The sequence below is a fragment of the Nocardioides daphniae genome, from assembly GCF_004777465.1.
GTDB lineage: Bacteria > Actinomycetota > Actinomycetes > Propionibacteriales > Nocardioidaceae > Nocardioides > Nocardioides daphniae.
On the sequence record NZ_CP038462.1, the window covers coordinates 2,232,124 to 2,252,408 of the forward strand.

Below are 20,285 nucleotides of genomic sequence, written 5' to 3' on the forward strand. Positions count from 1 at the left end.
CGCAGACCGCCGCGGTGATCTGGTGCGACGAGCCGCTCGACTCGGCCGAGCCGTTGGAGCAGGCTGCCGACGCGCTGGTCCGTGCCGTCGGCGCCGCTCGCCGACTCTCGGTGGTGATCAGCGCCAGCTCGGTCTGGGTGTGGTTGCCCGGCGACGCGTCGGGCTTCACCGAGGAGGACCTGGCGCGGGTCGCGCCGACGACGTCGGCCCGGATCTCCCTGGGGCGTCCGGGGCACGACCTGGCCGGCTTCCGGCGCAGCCACCTCGACGCCGTGGCGACCCAGCGCCTGCTCATGCGCCTGGCCTCGCCCAGCCGCGTCGCCCACTACCAGGAGGTGCAGATGGCGGCGCTGCTCACCCACGACCTGGCCGCCGCGGAGGAGTTCGTGCACGAGACCCTCGGCGACCTCGCCACCGCCGACGAGGAGGTGCGGCGTACGGTCGCCGCCTTCGTCCGCGAGCAGTTCAACACCTCCCGCACCGCGGAGCGGCTCTTCACCCACCGCAACACCGTCATCCGTCGGCTGGCCCGCGCCGACGACCTGCTGCCCCGCCCGCTGGCGAGCCACGCCGTGGCCGTGGCCGCCGCCCTCGACATCGTGCGGCTGCGGGGTGGGCTGTGACCGCCCACCCGACCACCGCGTGGTCGCCCTGGCGCACGGTCACCGCCTTCGGGCTGGTGAGCCTCGGCGCCGACATGGCCTACGAGGGGATGCGCTCGGTCAGCGGCCCCTACCTCGCCTCGCTCGGCGCGACCGCGCTCGTGGTCGGCCTCGTCACCGGGGCCGGCGAGGCGATCGCCCTGGTCCTGCGCCTCTTCTCCGGCCGTTGGGCGGACCGGTGGGGCCGGCACTGGACCCTCACCACCCTGGGCTACGCCATGACGGCGGTCTGCGTGCCGATGCTGGCGCTCGCGCCGCTGCTCGGCGGTGCCGGGCTCACCGTGGCGGCCGTGCTGATCCTGCTGGAGCGCACCGGCAAGGCCGTACGCAGCCCCTCGAAGTCCGTCCTGCTCGCCGACGCCGCGGCCGGCGTGGGCCGCGGCAAGGGGTTCGCGGTGCACAAGGCGCTCGACCAGGTCGGTGCCTTCGCGGGGCCGCTGGTGGTCGCCGCCGCGATCGCCGCCTTCTCGTCGACTGCGCTGGGGCTGGCCGTGCTGGCCGTGCCGGGTGCGCTGGCGATGCTGGTGCTGGCCGCGGTCGCGCGGCACACCGCCCACGACGCGGTGGGGCAGGCAGCCCGGCCTGTCTCGGCGCCCCCTTCCTCGGCGCCCACTGCCCCGTCGCCCGCCGACTCCCCGAAGCGCCTTCCCCGCGACTTCTGGCTGCTCGCCGCGGCGGTGGCCGCGAGCACGGCCGGGTTGATGACCTACGGCGTGATCGGCTTCCACCTGGTCGAGGCCGACCTGGTCGGCGACGCCGGGGTGCCGGTCGTCTACGCCGGTGCGATGGCGGTCGCCGCGTTGGGTGCACTGGCCAGCGGGTGGGCGTACGACCGGTGGCACACGCGGGTGCTGCACGTCCTGGCACCGCTGGCGGCGGTCGTGCCGCCGTTGGTCTTCACCGACTCGCTCGCCCTGGCCCTGGTCGGCGTCACCGCCTGGGGGTTGGCCTCCGGCATCCAGGACTCCTCGGTCAAGGCCGCCGTCGCCGACCTGGTCCCCCGGGCCCGGCTCGGCGGCGCCTACGGCTCCTTCGCAGCCGTCCAGGGGGTCGCTGCCCTGGTCGGGGGCGGCGCCGCCGGGGCGCTGTACGCCGACCACCTCACCACGCTCGTCGTCGGCGTGGTGCTCCTCCAGGTCTTCGCCGCAGCAGCACTGTTCCGGGTGCTGGGGGCAGCACCCGACCCGCGGGCCGGCTGATCAGAGCCCGCGCTCAACCGCCCGGGTCGGGTCGGTGATCGGGGTGATCCACGACTGGTGGGTCTGCGCGTTCTTGGTGATCGCGAGCAGGTCGTCCATGTGCGGCTCCAGGCCGGTCACCTTGTCGAGCGGGACACCGATGATCAGCTGGAAGCCGAGCCCCTTCCACGCCTGCACGGCTCGTCCGGCGAACTCGGAGTCCGCCTTCACGAAGCCCTCGTCGAGGAAGACCGGCGCGAAGCGCGGCCGCGAGCGCATCTCGTCGCCGAGGCGGAAGCGCAGCGCCGAGCCGACGATGAAGGCGACCAGCTCCTGGCTCTCGCCACCGCTCTTCTCCCCCAGCGTCCGGTAGGTCGCCCGGAGCTCCCCGGTGGCGTGGTCGTAGCGCTCGGCGCTGATCTCCACGTGACGGCGCACGTCGAGCAGGCGGTCGCGGTCGGAGGTGCCCTCGGCGGTGTCGCTGGGTCGGCGCAGCTGCTTCATGAAGCGGCTCAGGTCGTTGAAGCGTTTCTCCAGGTCGACCTCGTCGAGCTCGGCGGTGCCGCCGCCGGCGAGCGTACGCAGGTCGCGCATGAAGGCCTGGACGTGTGCGGGCGCCAGACGACGCAGGCGGATCCGCAGGCGGTCGCCCTCAGCCCCGAACTCCAGGCGGCGCAGGATCGCGTTGATCGGCTCGAGACGGTCCTCGATCTCCTCGATCGAGCTGGCCATCGCGCCGACGAGCGGCACCAGGTCCTGGCCGCTCCACTCGGTGAGCCGGCGGCGCCACTCCGAGCGTCGGCCGGCCAGGCCGGTCCCCTTGATCTCGTCGAGGATCCGGGCGTAGTCGGCGTAGGAGTCGGCCGTCGCCCCGAGGTTGGGCGAGTCCCACTGCAGCTTGTACATCCGGAAGATCGCGGCCAGCTCCTCGTCGACCCGGCGGCCCTCCGCCTCGGCCTCACCGACGGCGTTGCGCAGCCGCTCGGAGAGGCGCTGGGAGTGCTCGGCGAACCGGTCGAGGTCGTGCGGGTCGGCGGGCGCGACAGCCGCCGCGAACTCGGCGGTGAGCGCGGCGTCCTGGGCCTCGTCGAGGGCCGCCCGGCCGCTGCGCTCGAGCGCCTCGAGGCGGTCCTTGACCATGTCCTCGGAGTCGACGAACTCTGCGTGGGCGCGGCCCAGCTCCTTCTGCCGGCGCTCGAGGTCGTAGCGCTCCTTGCGGGTCGACTCGAGCTGGGCCTGGAGCTGCTCGATCTGGTCCTGCAGCACCTGCAGCTCGTCGTCGGAGCTCAGGATCTCGTCGCGGCGACGCTCCAGCTCGGCGATGCGGCGCTCGCTGCCGGTCACGTCGAGGTCGTCGTAGCGTGCGGCGGCGATCGCCTCGTACGCGGTGCGGCGCAGCTCCAGGACGCTGGTGCGGCGGTCGAGCTCGGCGACCTCCTCGTCGATCTCGACGAGCTGGGCCTCCAGGGCCTCCAGCTCCTCGTCGATGTCGGCGAGGGCGTCGTCGTTGGAGAAGCCGATGACGCTGCGCAGGTCGTTGAGGCCGTGCGCGCCGCGGCGCCCCTGGCGGGTCTGGCCGGCGAGCGTCACCCGCAGGCCCTCGCCGCTCAGCCCCTCGGGGCCCTCGACGCACAGGGCGTTGCGCGACGGGTCGGAGACGTGCTGCTGGACCCAGCCGGAGAAGGGCGACTCCTTGAAGACGAGCTTGCCCGCGACGTAGTCGGGGTCCTCCGGGTCGGTGTCGGGCAGGTGGGTCTCCGCGCCCTCGAAGGTGATCCGGCCCCGCAGCTCGAGGCCGTCGATCGCGCTGGAGAAGTCGTCGAGCTTCTCGATCGGCACGAGCATCATCCGCGCCGACGAGCCGAGCACGGTCTCCACGGCGAGGCGCCAGCGGGACTCGTCCGGGGCGACGTCGAGCAGCTCGGCGACGAACGGAAGCTCCTCGACCGAGAGGCCGCTGGCACGGGCCACCTCGGCGCGCAGCTCGTGCATCCGCACCGGCATGCGGCCGGCGCGGCTCTCCATCGATCCGCGCTCACGACGCAGCTCGCCCTGCCGCACGTTGATCGGGTAGCGGCGGTCGCGGGCGGCGTCACGGGCAGCCTTGAGCTCCGCGTGGTCGCCCTCCCAGCCCTCCAGCCAGGCACGCGCCCGCGACTGGAGCTCGGCGAAGTCACCGGCGGAGTCGAGCGCCGGCCCGACCTCGACGCCCTCGACCGTGAGGTCGGCGCCGGCGTCCTGGGCCTCGGTCACCTGGACCAGCGGCAGCAGGCGGGACTGCAGCGTGGCACGACGACCGAGTCGGTCCTGGCGCACCACCGCCTCCTGCTCGAGGGCCAGCGCCAGCGACTGGAGCGTCGAGCCGCCGGCCGCGCGATGGGCCTCCTTCGCGGCCTCGAGGTCGCCGACCAGCGCGGCCTCGGCGGAGGTCGCGGCGGCGTACGCATCGGTGGTGGTCCGCCGGGCGTCGCGGTTCTCCGCGATCGCCTTCTCCAGCAGCCGCAGGTGGGTGCGCAGCAGCCACGTCCTCAGCGGGGTGTCGCCGCCCAGGGTGACGCCGAAGGCGTCGAGCTCGGTGAGCCGGCGGGCGGCAGCGACCTTGCGCTCGTGCAGCGCGGTGATCGGCTCGAGGAGGTCCAGCTTGGCCTCCTCGGTGCGCATCGCGGCGTACGAGGCGTCGAGGTCGTCGAAGTGCGAGATCGCGCGGTCGGCGGCGGCGTAGGTCGCGGGCCGCTCGAGCACCATCTCCTTGTAGAGCTCGTCGACGCTGCGCACCTGGTTGCCGGCCTGGATGCGCGCCAGAAGCCGCAGCGCCTTCGCGCCGTCGCTGTTGGCGCCGATGCCGAGGCGGGCGTGGAGGACGGCGGCGAACTCCGCGTAGGTCCGGTGCACCCTCACGCCCGGGTAGAGCTTCTTGAGGGTGTTGGCGTGGAAGCGGTCCGGCACGGCGGCCTCGAGCGTCTCCAGCCCGAGCGCCTCCTCGTGGGTGACGAGCTGCATCTGCACGTCGCTGGAGCGGGTCGCGCGCCGCGGCACGTAGTAGGTGCGCAGCGCGGTGAAGCGTCCGCCCTGGTCGTTGACGAAGGTCATCGCCACCGCGCCCCAGGTGTCGGAGCCACGGCCGCGCAGCAGCTTCTCCACAGGGCGCCCGGTCTTCGGGTCGTCGACCACGTCGACCGCACCCCGGAGGTAGGAGAGCAGGTTGCGCGCTGGCCGACGCTGCGGGCGCGACCGGAGACGGCGTCGTTGGAGGCGCCGTTGAACTTGGTGTCCGACGGCATCATCAGCGCCGTGTAGGCGTCGAGGATCGTGCTCTTGCCGACGCCGGAGGCGCCGGAGATCATCGTCGTGTCGCCACGCAGGGGGACGCTGGTCAGACCGCTGAAGCCGCCCCAGTTGACCAGCTGCAGCAGCGCCGCACGCCACTGCATGGTGTCGTCGCTCGGGGTGGTGACGACGGAGGCGTCGAAGAGCCCGTCGGTGCCTGCGACCACGTCGCTGCTCATGCCCAGTCCTCCTCGTCGTCGATGCCCGCGTCGTCGCGGTCGTCGCCCTCGGTCGCTGCGTCTCCGAAGAGGTCCTCCACGCGGGCCGGGCGTTCCTCGACCGAGTTGGCCCGGCGCAGCGCGTCGAGCAGCTCGGTGAGCAGCTCCAGCGGCAGCAGGGGCTCGACGGCCTCGCTGATCTCGTAGCGGTCGTCGCCGGCGGCGCCGATCAGCAGCCCCGACTTCACGATGCTCAGCACTGCGTTGCGGGCGCGCTTCTCGTCACCCGACTCGTCGGTGGCGTGCAGCGGGCGGAAGGAGGCGACGTGCTCGACGATGTCCTCGCGGTCGATGAAGACCCGCGCCTCGCCGCTCGCGTAGCCGGCTCGGAGCCGGTCGCGCAGGTGCACGAGCACCAGCGTCTCCTCACGCGACCACGGCACGTCGTGCAGCAGGGTCGGGAAGCGGCCGCCGGTCTCGGAGGAGGCCTGGCGCTTCCACGCCACCTCCCGCTCGCGGTCGACCAGCAGGTCGAGGAAGAGGTCGTTGAGGCGCGAGCGCAGCAGTTGCTCGTCCTCCACCAGCACCTCCCATTCGCGCGGGTGGGTGCGCGCGCTGATGAAGCGCGACTTCAGCAGGGTGACCAGCGTGCGGCGCCGGGTGAACTCCAGCGTGCCCTCGTCGCCCTCGAAGAGCGAGACGGAGGCGGAGTCCTCGAGGGCGTCGTACGCGGCGTCGTCGCGGTCGTCGTACGCCGCGTCGTCGGGGTCGCTCACGGGCTCGGCCACGGAGTCGCGGGCCCTGTCAGTCGCAGGGTCGAGGCCCTGCTCGAGGTCCTGCTCGAGGTCGCTCATGCGGGGCTCTCGCTCTCGTCGAGGTCGGGGTCGGGCAGGGGCAGTCGCGGCACCGTGAAGGTGCGCCCCGTCCCGTCGTTGCGCAGTGCGGCGTAGGTCTCGGTCTCGTCGGTGACCGCCCAGCCGCGGTCGGCCGCGAGGTGCAGCAGGCCGAAGATCTCGACCGGTCGCCGCAGCGACGGCTCGAGGCTGTCGAAGAAGTCGCCCAGCGAGGCCGCCGGGGAGAGACCGGCCAGGGCCTCGTCGAGGCGCTGCCGCAGGGTCCCCAGCTGGGGGCCACCCTGGGCCATCAGTGCGGAGAGCGACACGGTCGGCGCGTCGGGCACCGGGTCACGCTCGATGCGCTCGGGCAGCACGTCGTCGGCCGGGTCGTAGAACTTCTCGCGCAGGTGGTCGATCGAGGTGCGCTGCGGCAGCATCGGCACGTCGTGGGTGGCACGCGGGCCGGTGTTCGCCATCCACGTGGTCATCTCGGCCTCGACCTGGCGCAGCGTCTGCTCGAGCTCACGGTCGCGTGCCGCGTCGTGGGAGACGATGTACTCCTTGAGGGTCGCGGTGACCCGCGAGCGCTGGGTGAGCACTCGGTCGAGCCCGTCGCGCACCAGCTTCACGGTGCCGCGCAGCTCGGCGCGGTCGACGTCGCCGAGGATCCGGTCGGAGAGCGGGTGGTCGAGCAACGCCCCGAGGTCGTCGCGCAGCTGGGCCACGAGGGCGTCGTCGCGCAGCAGAGCGAAGGCTCCCTCGAAGGCGCGGCCCTCGTGGGTGGCGGTCATCAGCGCGTCGGCCCGCTCCAGGTAGGCGTCGATCACCTCGCCGGCCGGGCGGTCCTCGGCGCGGAAGGCGGCCAGGATCTCGGTCCTGATCTGGGCGAAGCGCTCCTCGACGCGGGCGAAGTCGCTGGGCAGAGCAGAGATCAGCGAGAGGAGCTCGGTGAAGCCCTCACTCATCCAGTCCTCGGTCGCCGAGACCATCTCGGCGCCGTCGACGAGGCGGTCGCGCTCAGCCTGGAGCCGGGCGATCTCCTCGTTGAGGATGGTGACGCGGGTGGTGCGGTCGGGGTTGGCCTCGGAGTTGAAGCGGCGCACCGTGCCCAGGATCGTGGTGATCCGGTGCTCGCTGAGCGTGGCCCGGTCACGGGTGAGGTTCTTGACCAGCTCGAGGGCCTGCTGCGCGTGGGAGGTGAGGGTGTAGACCTCGTTGCCGCGCTCGTCGAGCGAGCGGACCAGCCACTGACCGCGCATCCACTTCTGGCACAGGTCGCGGCCGCTGCCGGTCGGCACCTCGGTCTCCCCCGCCAGCGCCAGTGCAGCGAGGTGCTCCTCGACCTGGGTGTGCAGACGGGCGGTCGGGATCGGGCGGTTGTCGCGGCCGAAGGCCGAGCGGAAGAGGGTGATGACGACGGGCGCCTGGCGCTGGTGCAGCAGCGTCAGCGTCGGCTGGTCGAAGGCACCGTTGACCCTCGCCAACTCCCCGGCGATCTCACTCATCTGCTTCCGTTGCCTCCTGACCCGTGGCCCACCTCGACCGACGCGCCGGGGCAAGCATCCCAGAGGCGGGCCCGCAACGCCGAAAAAGCGGTGACGTCCCGCATTCTGCCGCGTGCCGCCGGGGGCCGTCCGCGGCCATCCACAGGCCCTGGGTCAGGCGGCGACGCCGACGCGCCGCACCACGAGGGCGTGCACCACCAGTCCCACCACCAGCGACCAGAAGGCAGCCCCCAGGCCCAGCACCACGACCCCGCTGGCGGCGACCACGAAGGTGAGCACGGCCGGCAGCCGTGAAGCCTCCTGCGCCAGGGCCCCCTGGAGCGCCGAGGCGAGCGTGCCGAGCAGCGCCAGACCCGCCACGGCCGCGACCACCGTGGCCGGACCGAGCGCGACGAGCGTCGCCAGCGCGGTCGAGGCGCCGGCCAGCACGACGTACGTCCACCCCGCGGCCCGCGCTGCTCGCCAGCGTTGCGCAGGGTCGGGGCCGGCCTCCTCGCTCGCGACCAGGGCGGCAGTGATCGCCGCCAGGTTGACGGCGTGGCCGCCAGCGGCGGCGCCCAGCGCGGTGAGGGCACCGGTGGTCAGCATCGAGTCCCGCCACGGCGCCCGGTAGCCGTGCGCCGCGAGCACGGCGACGCCGGGGACGTTCTGCGAGGCCATCGTGACGACGTACAACGGGACGGCCAGCGAGACCACCGCTCCCCAGGTCAGGCTCGGGACGACGAGGTCGACCTGCGGCGCCACCGGTCCGCTCCAGCCGCCGGACCGGGCCACCTCCGCCCCCATCACGGCCAGCGCGACCATGAAGGCGAGCGGGGCAGCCAGCCTCGGCCGGAGCGCCGTGCCCAGCAGCCACACCACGACGACGGGCGCGACCAGCAGCGGCGTCTCGGCCAGGCCCCGCACCGGCCCCAGGCAGAGCTCGAAGAGCACACCGGCCAGCATCGCCTGCGCCACGGGGACCGGGATCGCCGCCATCAGGTCACCGAGGCGCGGGACCAACCCGGTGAGCAGGACGAGCAGGCCCGTGACCACGAAGGCCCCGACGGCGGCGGGCCAGCCGCCGGGGACGTCGCCCCCGGTGCTCGCCAGCAGCGCGGCCCCGGGCGTCGACCAGGCCAGCAGCACCGGCACCCGGTGCCGGCTGCTCAGCCACAGGGTCCCCAGGCCGCTGAAGAGGCAGAGCACGAGGAGGCCGGAGGCGGCCTGCGAGGGCGTGGCGCCCACGGCGTCGAGTCCGGCCAGGACGACGACGGCGCTGCTGGTGAAGCCGACGACCACGGCCACCGCCCCGGAGGTCCACAGGGCTCGTCGTTCCATGGGGAGCACGCTAGGACACGTCGAGGCCCTGCGTGGCTCGGCTAGCATCACGGCGTGCCCGACGAGACCAGCGACGCCTCGTGGTGACGCCCGCGGACCGTCCTCGCCGGCTCCTGCTCGCCGTCGACGCCCCCTCGCTGCTGCACCGCAACCACCACGCCCGGGCGCACACCCGCCTGATGGACCGGTCGAACCGCCCTGCCTGGGCGCTGCACGGCATGCTCCGGCAGATCATCGAGGCCATCGACCGGTTCGCGCCCGACGCGGTGATCTTCGGCCTCGACGACCGCGAGTCGTCGGTGCGGTCGTCCTTCTACCCCGACTACAAGGCCGGTCGCGCGGAGAAGGACAGCGACCTGGTCGACCAACTCGGCCGCGCCGGCGCCCTGCTCGACGCCCTGGGCCTGGCCACCCTCACTCCCCCGGGCCTGGAGGCCGACGACGTCAACGCGTCCGCCGCCACGTGGGCGGTGCGCAACGACTGGGACTGCGTCATCATCACCTCCGACCGCGACTCCTTCGCCCACATCAGCGACCACACCCGCGTGCTGCGGCTGATCAACGGCGGCATCCTCAACTCCCCGCTGCTCACGCCCCAGCGCCTCAAGCTGATGTATGGCGTCGCGGCCGAGCACTACCTCGAGTTCGCGGCGCTGCGCGGGGACGCCTCCGACAACCTGCCGGGCGTGGCCGGGATGCGGCGAGAAGACGGCGCCGGTCCTGCTCGAGCTGATGGGGTCGATGGACGCGGTGTGGAGCGACATCGACCACTGCCAGGGGCGGACGTTGCTGGCGGTGCTGGACGACTGGGCGGCCGAGACCGGCAGCCGGCGGATCGGCCCGACCCTCGTACGACGTCTCAGCGCCCCCGGCGCCCGGGAGCGGTTCGAGTTCAACATGGCGGTGATGTCCGGCCAGGACGACCTCGACCTCGGGCTGACCCCGGACGTCCCCGGGACGCCCGGGTTGCTGCCGCTCGACGTGGCGCGCGTCGAGCACGTCGTCGGCCACCTCAACGTGCCGTCGACGACCGACCTGGCGGTCCGCGTGCTCACCGGGGAGCCGGCGTCGCGCCAGGTCGGCTGAAGCCGCGCCCTCGTCCGGTCAGCGCCAGTCGACGGTCAGGTACTGGGTCTCGGTGAAGGCCTCCAGGCCCTCGTGGCCGCCCTCGCGGCCCAGGCCGCTGGTGCGCGTCCCGCCGAACGGAGCGGCAGGGTCGGAGACGATGCCGCGGTTGATGCCGACCATCCCGATCTCGAACTGCTCGGCCATCCGCATCGCCTCCTGCAGGTCGCCCGAGCAGATGTAGGACGACAGCCCCATCTCGGTGGAGTTGGCCTGGGCGATCGCCTCCTCGACGTCGTCGAAGACCACCACCGGCGCGACCGGGCCGAAGAGCTCGTGCTGCACCAGGTCGGCGTCGGGCGCCACCCCGGTGAGCAGCACCGGTGCCACGAAGTGGCCGCGCCCGTCGGGCACCTTCGCCCGGGCGGCCACCTCGGCGCCGTCCGCGACGGCTGCGTCGACGAGCTCGGTGAGGTTCTTGGCGGCGTCGGCGGAGATCATCGGCCCGATCGCCGCACCGTCGATCCCGGGCCCCACCTCGAGCGCCTCGATGCGCGCGGCGAAGCGCTCCACGAACTCGTCGTGCACGCTGCGGTGCACGTGGAAGCGGTTGGCGGCCGTGCAGGCCTGGCCGCCGTTGCGGAACTTGGCGACCATCGCAGCCTCGACGGCCAGCTCGAGGTCGGCGCTCGCGGTCACCACGAAGGGGGCGTTGCCGCCCAGCTCCATCGAGCAGTTGAGCACCCGCTCGGCCGCCTGCTCCAGCAGCAGCGACCCGACCCGGGTGGAGCCGGTGAAGGAGAGCTTGCGCACCGCCGGGTGGGCCAGCAGCGCGCCGACGCTCTCCCCGGCCTGGTCGCTGGTGACCACGTTGACCACGCCGGTGGGCACGCCGGCCTCGAGCAGCAGGCCGCCGAGCGCCAGCGCGGTGAGCGGGGTCTGGGAGGCGGGCTTGACCACGACGGTGCAGCCCGCGGCGAGGGCCGGCGCCACCTTGCGGGTCATCATCGCCGCCGGGAAGTTCCACGGCGTGACGAGCACCGAGACGCCGACGGGGCGCCGCTGCACGAACGTACGGGCGCCACCGGCCGGGGCGACCGAGAGCTGGCCGTCGTTGCGCACGGCCTCCTCGCCGTACCAGCGGAAGAACTCGGCGGCGTACGCGACCTCGGCGCGGGCGTCGGCGAGCGACTTGCCGTTTCCAGGACCATCAGGGTGGCGAAGTCGTCGGTGCGCGCAACCATGAGGTCGTACGCCCGGCGCAGCGCCTCCGCCCGCTCACGCGGCGCCCGCGCCGACCAGGCCGGGAGCGCGGCGGCCGCGGCGTCCGCGGCCTCCTGCGCGTCGGTGACCGTGGCGCCGGTGACCTCGACCAGGGTGTCGGTGGTGGCCGGGTCCTCGACGGCGAAGCCGTCCCGGCCCGAGGTCAGCCAGCGGTCGCCGATCAGCGACCCGGTGGCGGGCACCAGCTCTTCGATGACCTGCTCGGCCACCTGGCGGGTTGTGGTGTGCACGGCGAACCTCTTCTCCTCGCGAGCGGACAACACGCCCCTGAGGGGCGTCCTCAACACTAGGCTCTCGCCCATGACTGCTCATGCCTCCGTCGTGGCCGACGAGCGTGCCCGCTTCGTCGCGAGCGTGCGCGACCTCACCGACCCCGTCAAGGGGACGACCCGCCACCGGGTCGCCACCGAGGCCATGTCGCTCTTCGCCCGCAAGGGCTACGGCGGGGCCTCGATGCGCGAGATCGGCGCAGCGGTGGGGATGCAGGCCGCGAGCATCTACGGCCACTTCCCCCTGGGCAAGAAGCAGATCCTGATCGACGGCCTGCTCGACATCCTCGACGACTTCCTGGTCGTGGTCGTCGAGCCGGTTGCCACCGGTCGACCTGCCCGCGAGGAGCTGGTCGACCTGGTGACGCGCCACGTCGGCTGGCGCCTCGACAAGGGCGACATGTCGCTGGCCTGGGACGCGGCCTACTTCGGCCTCGGCATGACCGAGGTCCTGGAGGACCGGCACATGGCGGCGCTGATCGCGGTCGTCGACCAGTACCGCAGCTACATCACCGCGCTGGTCGGCGAGGTCGGCGACCCCGCGGAGGCCGCCGGGACCGCCCGGGCCGTGATGTCGCTGTGCGACACCAGCGACCGGCTGCGGCTGGGTCCCGACGAGCCCCGCGAGGACGTCGTCGCGCGGGTGGTCACCCTCGTGCTGCGGTGCTGCCGCGCGGAGTGACCGACCCGGTCACATCCGCCAGCAGGAGGACGCCGCCGGCAGCCCGGCGAACCGCGCCTCCAGGAAGGCGTAGATCTCCGTCGCGTGGTTGAGCATGCCGCCCACGTGCAGCGGTGAGAGGTTGCTGCTCAGCCGCACCGTCGCGCCGCGGTTGCACCAGTCTTTGGTCAGCTGCGTGGCCACCCGGTGGGGCACGACGTCGTCGAGGTGGCTGTGGGTGACCAGCACCGGCGCGTTGGGCTTGATGGTGCCGATGCGCTGGTCGGCGATCATCCGGTCGAAGGGTGCCCGCTTGATCAGCTCGGCCAGCCCGGCGCCGTCCGCGGTGTAGTCCGACGACTTCGTGAAGGCCGCCCCGAGCAGGTCGAAGACGCAGTCGTCGGCGATCTTGGCGAACATCTCGGTGCCCTTGGCGTTGAGGTAGGGCGTCATGTCGATGCCGTAGCTCGAGGTCAGGCCCGCGATGGCGAACCAGGTGAAGAGCGAGTAGAGGCTGCCGTCGATGGCGTCCGGCAGCGCACGCAGGTCGGCCGGGACGGCGCTGGCCACCGTGCCCTTCACCTTCATGCCGGGGGCGTAGGAGCCCGCGAGCTCGGCGGCCGACGCGGCACCCGCGCCACCCTGGGAGTAGCCGGCGAAGGCGACCGGGCTGGTGGCGGTCAGGCCGGTGGAAGGCATCCGCTGCGCGGCGCGCACGATGTCGATCACCGCGCGGCCCTGGGAGACGCGGTCCATGTAGGTGTGCATCCCGGCGGTGCCGAGACCCTCGTAGTCGGTCATCGCGATGGCGTAGCCGCGGGCCAGCAGCCCGGCCATGAAGAACGACTCGTACTCGAAGAGCTCGCTGAAGACGCGCGACGGGGCGCAGGAGTCGCCGATCCCCTGGGTGCCGACGGCGTAGCCGATGACGGGCCGGGTCCCCGGACCCACCCACTTGGCCTTCGGCACGAAGATCGAGCCGGAGACCGCGACCGGCTTCCCGGTGCGGTTGGTGGAGCGGTAGAGCACGCGCTGGGCGTCGAAGGCGACGGTGTGCCCGTCGACCGGGTCGAGCAGCAGGTCGAGCTTCTCGCTGCGGATCAGGTCACCGTTGGCGGCCGGCAGGGTGGCCGGCGCCTCGTAGAACGCGGGGCGCGGCTCCTCCGCGGACGCCGTGGGCGTCGCGGTGAGGGGCAGGACGGCCAGCACGGCCGTGACGACGACGGCCGCCGTGGAGCGGGCATGACGAATGGGGTTCACGCAGGGTCTCCCTCCCGAGGTGAGGACCCCCGAGCGGACCCTCACAGTGCTGGTGTCACAAAACCAGTGATCCAGGTCACACGCAAGAGTCGTCCCACCGGAGGGTCCCGGAGCAGGCCGGAGCAGGCCGGAACTCCTCGACGATCCGAGGCGTTCACACCACGCATGACACACTTGACGCCCACGGCGTCACGCCGTGCACGGCGAACCCCTCGTCTCCCTCCCCCACCTCGATCCAGGAGAAGTACATGTCCGTGAGCCCGCTCGTGTGGGGCCTGACCGTCGTCGCCATCTTGGGACTGCTGGCGTTCGACTTCTTCTTCCACGTGCGCAAGGCGCACGTGCCGACGCTGAAGGAGGCGGCGATCTGGTCGGCGATCTACGTCGGCTTCGCGATCGTCTTCGGCCTGGCGTCCTGGTCTTCGGCGGCGGCCAGATGGGGTCGGAGTACTTCGCCGGCTACATCACCGAGAAGGCGCTGAGCGTCGACAACCTCTTCGTCTTCCTGATCATCATGGCGAGCTTCAAGGTGCCCCGTGAGGACCAGCAGAAGGTGCTGCTCTTCGGCATCGTCTTCGCGCTGATCGCGCGCACGGGCTTCATCCTGCTGGGCGCCGCGCTGATCAACCAGTTCGCCTGGATCTTCTACCTCTTCGGCCTGATCCTGCTGCTCACCGCCGGCAACCTGCTCAAGGGTGAGGACGAGGAAGAGGAGGTCGACAACTTCGTCATCCGCCTGGCCAAGCGCTTCCTGCACACCTCGGACCACTACGACGGCGACAAGCTGTTCACGGTCGAGAACGGCAAGAAGGTCATGACCCCGATGCTGCTGGTCATGGTGGCCATCGGCGGCACGGACATCCTCTTCGCCCTCGACTCGATCCCCGCGATCTTCGGCCTCACCCAGAACACGTTCATCGTCTTCACCGCGACCGCGTTCTCGCTGATGGGTCTGCGCCAGCTCTTCTTCCTGATCGACGGCCTGCTGGACCGCCTGATCTTCCTCTCCTACGGCCTCGCCGCGATCCTCGCCTTCATCGGCGTGAAGCTGATCCTGCACGCGCTGCACGAGAACAACCTGCCCTTCATCAACGACGGCGAGCACGTCAACGTCGTCGAGGTCAGCATCGGCCTGTCGCTCTCGGTCATCCTGGGTGTCCTGCTCGTGACCGTCCTGGCGTCGCTGCTCAGCCCGGCGGGCAAGGCCCACGCGGTCATCGCCAACGCCCGTCGTCACGCCGAGGCCTACCTCGACGCCGACTACACGCAGGACGAGAACGAGCGCGAGCGCCTCTACGCCGAGCTGATGCAGGCGCGCGAGCAGGTCAAGACCCTCCCGGAGAAGTACCAGGAGAAGGCCCGTCAGGAGACCCCGCTGGTCGACCTGCTGCGCCAGGTCGCGGAGAGCCACGACGCCGCCGCCGAGCGCGGCGAGGTGCCGCCCACCACGCACCAGCCCCTCTGACGCTCCTTCGCACGTGACACGAGCGCCGGCACCGACGGGGTCGGCGCTCGTGCGCGTCGTGGGGTGCCTCAGCCCCAGAAGATCCGGTCGACGACGGCGTGCGCGCGCCGCGTCGTACGCAGGTAGTCGTTGACCATCCGGTCGGTGTCGTCGAGGTCGTAGCCCAGGAGGCTGGCCAGGGCCGCGCGCTCCTTGGGGTCCTTGGGCAACGAGTCGGTGCCCTTGCCGCGTACGAGGGTGGCGGCGTTGCGCATACGGCTCGCGAGCCGCCACGCCTCCCGCAGCACATGCGCGTCGTCGGGGTCGATGAGGTCGGCCTCGACCGCCGCGTCGAGCGCCGGGAGCGTCACCGGCGTCCGCAGCGCCGGCACCCGGCCCGCCCACTGCATCTGGAGCAGCTGCACGGTCCACTCGATGTCGCTGAGGCCGCCGCGGCCCAGCTTGAAGTGGGTGTGCGGGTCGGCGCCGCGCGGGAGCCGCTCGGTGTCGACGCGGGCCTTGATCCGGCGCACCTCGACGACGTCGTCGTCGCTGGCCCCCTCGGCGGGGTAGCGCAACGGGTCGATGAGCGCGGTGAAGCGCTCCCGCAGGCCGGGGTCGCCGATCACCGCGTCGGCACGCAGCAGCGCCTGCGCCTCCCACAGCGCCGACCACTTGGCGTAGTAGGCGGCGTACGAGTCGAGGCTGCGGGTCAGCGCACCCTGGCGCCCCTCCGGGCGCAGGTCGGCATCGACCTCCAGCGCCGGGTCGGTGCCCGGGGTGGCGAGCAGCGTGCGTACGTCGTTGGCCACCGCGGCAGCGAACTGCGACGCCTCGTGGGCGTCGGCGCCCTCGACGACCTCGTGCACGAACATCACGTCGGCGTCGCTGGCGTAGGAGAGCTCGAAGCCGCCGTAGCGGCCCATCGCCACGATCGCCATCCGGGCCGGGGGCGCGTCGAAGCCGCGGCTCGCGGCCTGGTCGCGCATGACCGCCTGCAACGTCGCCTCCAGGGTGGCGTCGGTCATCGAGGTGAGGGCCCGGCCCGCCTCCTCGACGTCGGTCTCGCCGAAGATCTCGCCGACGGCGATCCGGAAGAGCTCACGGCGCCGGATGCCGCGGACCGCGCGCACCGCGTCGACCGCGCTGGCCTGGCGCAGCGCGGTGGCCACGGTCTCGGAGGTGAGCGCCTCCTTGCTGAGCGGGGTGAGGTCCTCGCCGAGGATCTTGACGCCCTGGGGCTCACGCTCCAGCAGGCCGCTGACGAAGCGGGAGGTGGAGAGCACGCGGGCGAGGCGCTCGGCCACCTGCCCCTCGTCGCGCAGCTGGCGCAGGTACCAGGGGGTGTCGCCGAGGGTCTCGCTGATCCGACGGAAGCCGAAGAGCCCGGCGTCGGGGTCGGGTGAGTCGGCGAACCACTCCAGCATCACCGGCAGCAGCGTGCGCTGGATGTTGGCGCTGCGCGAGACCCCCGAGGTGAGCGCCTCGAGGTGGCGCAGGGCTGCCCGCGGGTCCCCGTAGCCCAGCGCCTTCAGCCGCTCCTCGGCCTGGGCCAGGGTCAGGCGGGCGTCGGGGCCCGGGATCCGTGCCACCGCCTCCAGCAGCGGCCGGTAGAAGAGCTTCTCGTGGAGGCGTCGCACCAGCCGGCGGCGCCGCTGCCACTCCTCCTCCAGGGTCGTCGCGGGGTTGCGAAAGAAGCCCATGGAGCGGCCCAGGCGGCGCAGGGCGGCCTCGTCGGCCGGGACCACGTGGGTGCGCCGCAGCTGGAAGAGCTGGATGCGGTGCTCGAGTGAGCGGAGGAACGTGTAGGCCTCGTGCAGCGCCTCGCCGTCGGCCCGACCGACGTAGCCGCCGCGGGTCAGCTGGAAGAGGCCGCTGAGCGTCGTCGGGGCGCGCACCGTCTCGTCGGCCCGCCCGTGCACCAACTGGAGCAGCTGCACCGCGAACTCCACGTCGCGCAGGCCACCGGCGCCCAGCTTGAGCTGGCGCTGCGCCTCCTTGCTGGGGATGTGCTCCAGCACCCGGCGTCGCATCGCCTGGACGTCGGGCACGAAGCCGTCGCGCTCGGCCACCGACCAGACCATCGGGGCGACCATCTCGCAGAAGCGCTCACCCAGCTCGACGTCGCCCGCGACGGGGCGCGCCTTCAGCAGTGCCTGGAACTCCCAGGTCTTGGCCCAGCGCTCGTAGTAGCCCCGGTGGCTGGCGACCGTGCGCACCAGCGGGCCCTGGTTGCCCTCGGGCCGCAGGCCTGCGTCGACCGGCCAGATCGTGCCCTCGCGGGTGTGCTCGGAGCAGACCTGCATGAGGTGGGCGGCCAGCTGGGTCGCCACCCGGGTGGCGTCGTGCTCCTCCACCCCGTCGGCGGCCTCGTGCACGAAGATCACGTCGACGTCGGAGACGTAGTTGAGCTCGTGCGCGCCGCACTTGCCCATCGCGATCACCGCGAGCCGCGCCCGGGCGGACTGCTCCCCACCCGCGCGCGGGCGACGGCCAGTGCGGCCTCGAGGGTGCCTGTGGCGAGGTCGGAGATCTCCGCGGCCGTGTCGTCGAGCTGCTGCCCGTGCGCCAGGTCGCGGGCGACCAGGGGCAGCAGCAGCCGGCGGTAGGCGACCCTCAGGTTGTCGACGGCCTCCGCGTCGGGCAGCGTCGCTGTCGGGGCGTCGCTGTCGGGGTCGGCCCCACGCTCTGCAGCAGCTGCTCGCGCAGCCGCCAGGCGGCAGACCGGGTGCAGGGCAGGGAGTCGTCCTGCAGCACCTGCCAGTGGTCGGGGTGGCGTACCAGGTGCTCGCCCAGGGCCTGGCTGGCGCCGAGCACGTGGACCAGGCGGCAGGCGGTCGCGTCATCGGCGGCCAGGGCGGCGAGCAGCTGCGTACGCCCGTCAGTGGCGGCCTCGACCGCGTCGCGCAGGGAGAGCAGCGTACGCAGGGCGAGGTCCGGGTCGGCGGCCTTCGCCAGGTGCTCGAGGACGACCTCGTACGCCTCCCCCAGCTCAGCGAGGCCCGTGCGGGCGGCCGCGAGGTCCTCGAACCCCGTCCGGACGAGGAGCGTGGTGCTGGGGGGTGGGACATCGGTCGAGTCCGTCACTCCATGTAGTGCGGCAACCCGGCGTCGGGCAGCTCGACGTCGGCACGACGCTCGGGCCGCAGCAGCATGAAGCGGACCGCGGCCATCACGATCACGAAGAGTCCGAGCAGCGGGAGCAGACGGTCCCAGCCGGTCTGGCCGCCGGGGCTCACCCCGACGAGGCCGACCTGGGAGGCGTCCCACGCGTAGTAGGCCACGATGCCCGCGATGCCGAGGAGGACGACCAGGACCGTGCGCTCCACCCCCGTGGGGCGGCGCGTCAGCACCGACGGGCTCGTCGGCCAGGGCACGGCGCAGATCGCGACGAGCAGCACGCCGACGCCGATGGAGATCCACGACATGCCGAGCAGGTCCTGGGTGTCGACGGGGTGCAGCTTGGCGAAGAGCCACCCCGACGCGAGCATGCCGAGGCCGGCGAAGGCGGTGCGCGCACGCGTCGAGGAGGTCGAGACCGGCAGCCACATCAGGGCGCTGATCGTCGAGATGAGCAGGATCGCCGCGACGATGATCGCCAGCGGGAGGGTGAACTCGTAGAAGACGATGTCGTCGGCCTGGTTGCGCACGCCGGGGTCGAGGGCGATCAGCACCCAGGTGATGCCGCTGAGGAAGGCCAGCCAGAGCATCGGCTCCAGGACGACCCGGATCGGGCCGCTGACGCGGGTCGCGTCGACACGGACGTCCTTGCCGATCTTCTTCGACCGCTTCACCGAGACCGGGCGGAGCCGGTCGTCGAGCACCGGCCCACGGGCCACCGGCGCGTCACTGACCACGACCCGCTCTGCCTGGTCGGCCCGGCGGGCTCCGGCGCGACGCTGCGACTGCCCCCATGCAGCCATGTCAGATCACCGGAAGCATCTGGTCGCGCTCGAAGGCGGAGACCTGTCCGCGGTAGGCGTCCCACTCCGCCCGCTTGTTGCGCAGGAAGAAGTCGAAGACGTGCTCGCCGAGGGTCTCGGCGACCAGCTCGGAGCTCTCCGCCATGTTGATCGCCTCGTAGAGGGTGCGCGGCAGCTCCTGGATGCCGAGGCTGCGGCGCTCGCGCTCGGTGAGCGACCAGACGTCCTCCTCGGCCTCCCGCGGCAGCTCGTAGCCCTCCTCGATGCCCTTCATGCCGGCGGCGAGCGTCACGGCGAAGGCGAGGTAGGGGTTGCAGGCGGCGTCGAGCGAGCGGAGCTCGATGCGGGTCGACTGGCCCTTGCCGGGCTTGTACATCGGCACCCGGATCATCGCGGAGCGGTTGTTGTGGCCCCACGAGATGTACGACGGCGCCTCGCCGCCGCCGATCAGGCGCTTGTAGGAGTTGACCCACTGGTTGGTCACGGCGGAGATCTCCGCGGCGTGGGTCAGCAGGCCGGCCATGAACTGGCGGCCCGTGGTGGAGAGCTGGTACTGCGAGCCGGCCTCGTAGAAGGCGTTGCGGTCGCCCTCGAAGAGGGAGAGGTGCGTGTGCATGCCGGAGCCGGGCTGCTGGGTGAAGGGCTTGGGCATGAAGGAGGCCCACACGCCCTGGCCCAGCGCCACCTCACGGATGACGGTGCGGAAGGTCATGATGTTGTCGGCCGTGGTCAGGGCGTCGGCGTAGCGCAGGTCGATCTCCTGCTGGCCCGGACCGGCCTCGTGGTGGCTGAACTCCACCGAGATGCCCATCGACTCGAGCATCGTGATCGCCTCGCGGCGGAAGTCGGCGCCGGCCGACTGCGCGGTGTGGTCGAAGTAGCCGGAGCTGTCGACCGGGCGCGGCTCGACGCCGGCCTCCGGGGAGTCCTTGAAGAGGTAGAACTCGATCTCGGGGTGCGTGTAGAAGCTGAAGCCCTTGTCGGCGGCCTTCGCGAGGGTGCGCTTGAGCACGTGGCGAGGGTCGGCGTACGACGGGCTGCCGTCCGGCATCATGATGTCGCAGAACATGCGCGCGGTCGACGGGGCGTCGCCGCGCCACGGCAGGATCTGGAAGGTCGACGGGTCCGGCTTGGCCAGCATGTCGGCCTCCTGGACGCGCGCGAAGCCCTCGATCGCCGAGCCGTCGAAGCCGATGCCCTCACCGAAGGCGCTCTCCAGCTCCGCCGGGGCGATCGCCACCGACTTGAGGAACCCGAGAACGTCGGTGAACCACAGACGTACGAACCGGACGTCGCGCTCCTCGAGAGCGCGGAGAACGAAGTCTTCCTGCTTGCCCATGGGGGCAACTATGTCGTACGCCCACCACCGGGACGTGCAGTTCCCCCCAAACCG

The 20,285-nt window shown here is 72.3% G+C and carries 16 protein-coding genes and 2 pseudogenes; 7 read left to right on the forward strand and 11 right to left on the reverse strand.

What is annotated here, in order from left to right; translation table 11 throughout:
* Positions 1-14 precede the first annotated feature (14 nt).
* Together E2C04_RS10920 and E2C04_RS10925 are read left to right on the forward strand one after the other, a co-directional pair.
* Positions 15-623, forward strand: coding sequence for a PucR family transcriptional regulator (locus E2C04_RS10920; RefSeq protein WP_238694250.1), 609 nt, complete (start codon positions 15-17; stop codon positions 621-623).
* Positions 620-1,861, forward strand: a complete 1,242-nt coding sequence (locus E2C04_RS10925) for an MFS transporter (RefSeq protein ID WP_229721702.1) — start codon at positions 620-622, stop codon at positions 1,859-1,861. Before E2C04_RS10920 ends, E2C04_RS10925 begins: the two co-directional genes overlap by 4 nt.
* Here E2C04_RS10925 and E2C04_RS10930 read toward each other — a convergent pair whose 3' ends face one another.
* The 5 genes from E2C04_RS10930 to E2C04_RS10950 all read right to left on the reverse strand — a co-directional run bounded on the left by E2C04_RS10930 (position 1,862) and on the right by E2C04_RS10950 (position 8,986).
* A complete protein-coding gene (locus E2C04_RS10930; RefSeq protein ID WP_135832603.1) occupies positions 1,862-5,011 on the reverse strand; it encodes an ATP-binding protein in 3,150 nt (1,049 codons plus the stop codon).
* Positions 4,927-5,346 carry an ATP-binding protein gene (locus E2C04_RS10935; protein ID WP_135832604.1) on the reverse strand — a complete coding sequence of 140 codons (420 nt, stop codon included), beginning with the start codon at positions 5,344-5,346 and terminating at the stop codon, positions 4,927-4,929. The genes E2C04_RS10930 and E2C04_RS10935 overlap by 85 nt, the downstream gene beginning before the upstream one ends.
* The gene (locus tag E2C04_RS10940; protein ID WP_135832605.1) at positions 5,343-6,179 is read right to left on the reverse strand and encodes a DUF4194 domain-containing protein; all 837 of its coding nucleotides are present in this window, start codon (positions 6,177-6,179) and stop codon (positions 5,343-5,345) included. Before E2C04_RS10940 ends, E2C04_RS10935 begins: the two co-directional genes overlap by 4 nt.
* Positions 6,176-7,666, reverse strand: a complete 1,491-nt coding sequence (locus E2C04_RS10945) for a DUF3375 domain-containing protein (RefSeq protein WP_135832606.1) — start codon at positions 7,664-7,666, stop codon at positions 6,176-6,178. Before E2C04_RS10945 ends, E2C04_RS10940 begins: the two co-directional genes overlap by 4 nt.
* Positions 7,667-7,819: 153 nt before the next feature.
* On the reverse strand, positions 7,820-8,986 hold the full coding sequence (locus E2C04_RS10950) for a benzoate/H(+) symporter BenE family transporter (protein ID WP_135832607.1): 1,167 nt from the start codon (positions 8,984-8,986) through the stop codon (positions 7,820-7,822).
* 83 nt (positions 8,987-9,069) lie between these two features.
* Here E2C04_RS10950 and E2C04_RS19890 point away from each other — a divergent pair.
* Together E2C04_RS19890 and E2C04_RS19895 are read left to right on the forward strand one after the other, a co-directional pair.
* Positions 9,070-9,486, forward strand: a pseudogene (locus E2C04_RS19890) (PIN domain-containing protein); the annotation flags it as partial.
* A 250-nt stretch (positions 9,487-9,736) separates the two neighbouring features.
* A complete protein-coding gene (locus E2C04_RS19895; protein WP_238694557.1) occupies positions 9,737-10,072 on the forward strand; it encodes a hypothetical protein in 336 nt (111 codons plus the stop codon).
* A gap of 18 nt (positions 10,073-10,090) precedes the next feature.
* Here E2C04_RS19895 and E2C04_RS10960 read toward each other — a convergent pair.
* Positions 10,091-11,637: pseudogene (locus E2C04_RS10960) on the reverse strand (NAD-dependent succinate-semialdehyde dehydrogenase).
* Between E2C04_RS10960 and E2C04_RS10965 the strand changes: the two are divergent.
* Positions 11,636-12,286 (forward strand): TetR/AcrR family transcriptional regulator, encoded by a 651-nt coding sequence (locus E2C04_RS10965; RefSeq protein WP_158630672.1) that lies wholly within the window; start codon positions 11,636-11,638, stop codon positions 12,284-12,286. The pseudogene E2C04_RS10960 and the gene E2C04_RS10965 overlap by 2 nt on opposite strands.
* 9 nt (positions 12,287-12,295) lie before the next feature.
* Here the strand turns inward: E2C04_RS10965 and E2C04_RS10970 are convergent, their stop codons facing one another.
* Positions 12,296-13,525: a lipase family protein gene (locus tag E2C04_RS10970; RefSeq protein WP_135832609.1), complete on the reverse strand. Its 1,230-nt coding sequence runs from the start codon at positions 13,523-13,525 to the stop codon at positions 12,296-12,298.
* 248 nt (positions 13,526-13,773) lie between these two features.
* On the opposite strand from E2C04_RS10970, the gene E2C04_RS19900 reads away from it, so the two are divergent.
* Positions 13,774-14,007, forward strand: a complete 234-nt coding sequence (locus E2C04_RS19900; RefSeq protein ID WP_238694251.1) for a hypothetical protein — start codon at positions 13,774-13,776, stop codon at positions 14,005-14,007.
* Positions 13,962-14,990 (forward strand): TerC/Alx family metal homeostasis membrane protein, encoded by a 1,029-nt coding sequence (locus tag E2C04_RS10975; protein ID WP_238694252.1) that lies wholly within the window; start codon positions 13,962-13,964, stop codon positions 14,988-14,990. Before E2C04_RS19900 ends, E2C04_RS10975 begins: the two co-directional genes overlap by 46 nt.
* 68 nt (positions 14,991-15,058) lie before the next feature.
* On the opposite strand, the gene E2C04_RS10980 is transcribed toward E2C04_RS10975, so the two are convergent.
* From E2C04_RS10980 to E2C04_RS10990, 4 genes are all read right to left on the reverse strand, one after another.
* Entirely contained in the window at positions 15,059-17,404 is a 2,346-nt protein-coding gene (locus E2C04_RS10980) for a bifunctional [glutamine synthetase] adenylyltransferase/[glutamine synthetase]-adenylyl-L-tyrosine phosphorylase (RefSeq protein WP_238694253.1), read from the reverse strand.
* Positions 17,405-17,585: 181 nt separating this feature from the next.
* A complete protein-coding gene (locus E2C04_RS18760; RefSeq protein ID WP_202977770.1) occupies positions 17,586-18,056 on the reverse strand; it encodes a hypothetical protein in 471 nt (156 codons plus the stop codon).
* The gene (locus tag E2C04_RS10985) at positions 18,053-18,892 is read right to left on the reverse strand and encodes an SLC5/6 family protein (RefSeq protein ID WP_135832610.1); all 840 of its coding nucleotides are present in this window, start codon (positions 18,890-18,892) and stop codon (positions 18,053-18,055) included. The genes E2C04_RS18760 and E2C04_RS10985 overlap by 4 nt, the downstream gene beginning before the upstream one ends.
* Position 18,893: 1 nt before the next feature.
* Complete coding sequence (locus E2C04_RS10990; RefSeq protein ID WP_135832611.1) at positions 18,894-20,231, reverse strand: glutamine synthetase family protein; 1,338 nt, start codon at positions 20,229-20,231, stop codon at positions 18,894-18,896.
* Positions 20,232-20,285 lie beyond the last annotated feature (54 nt).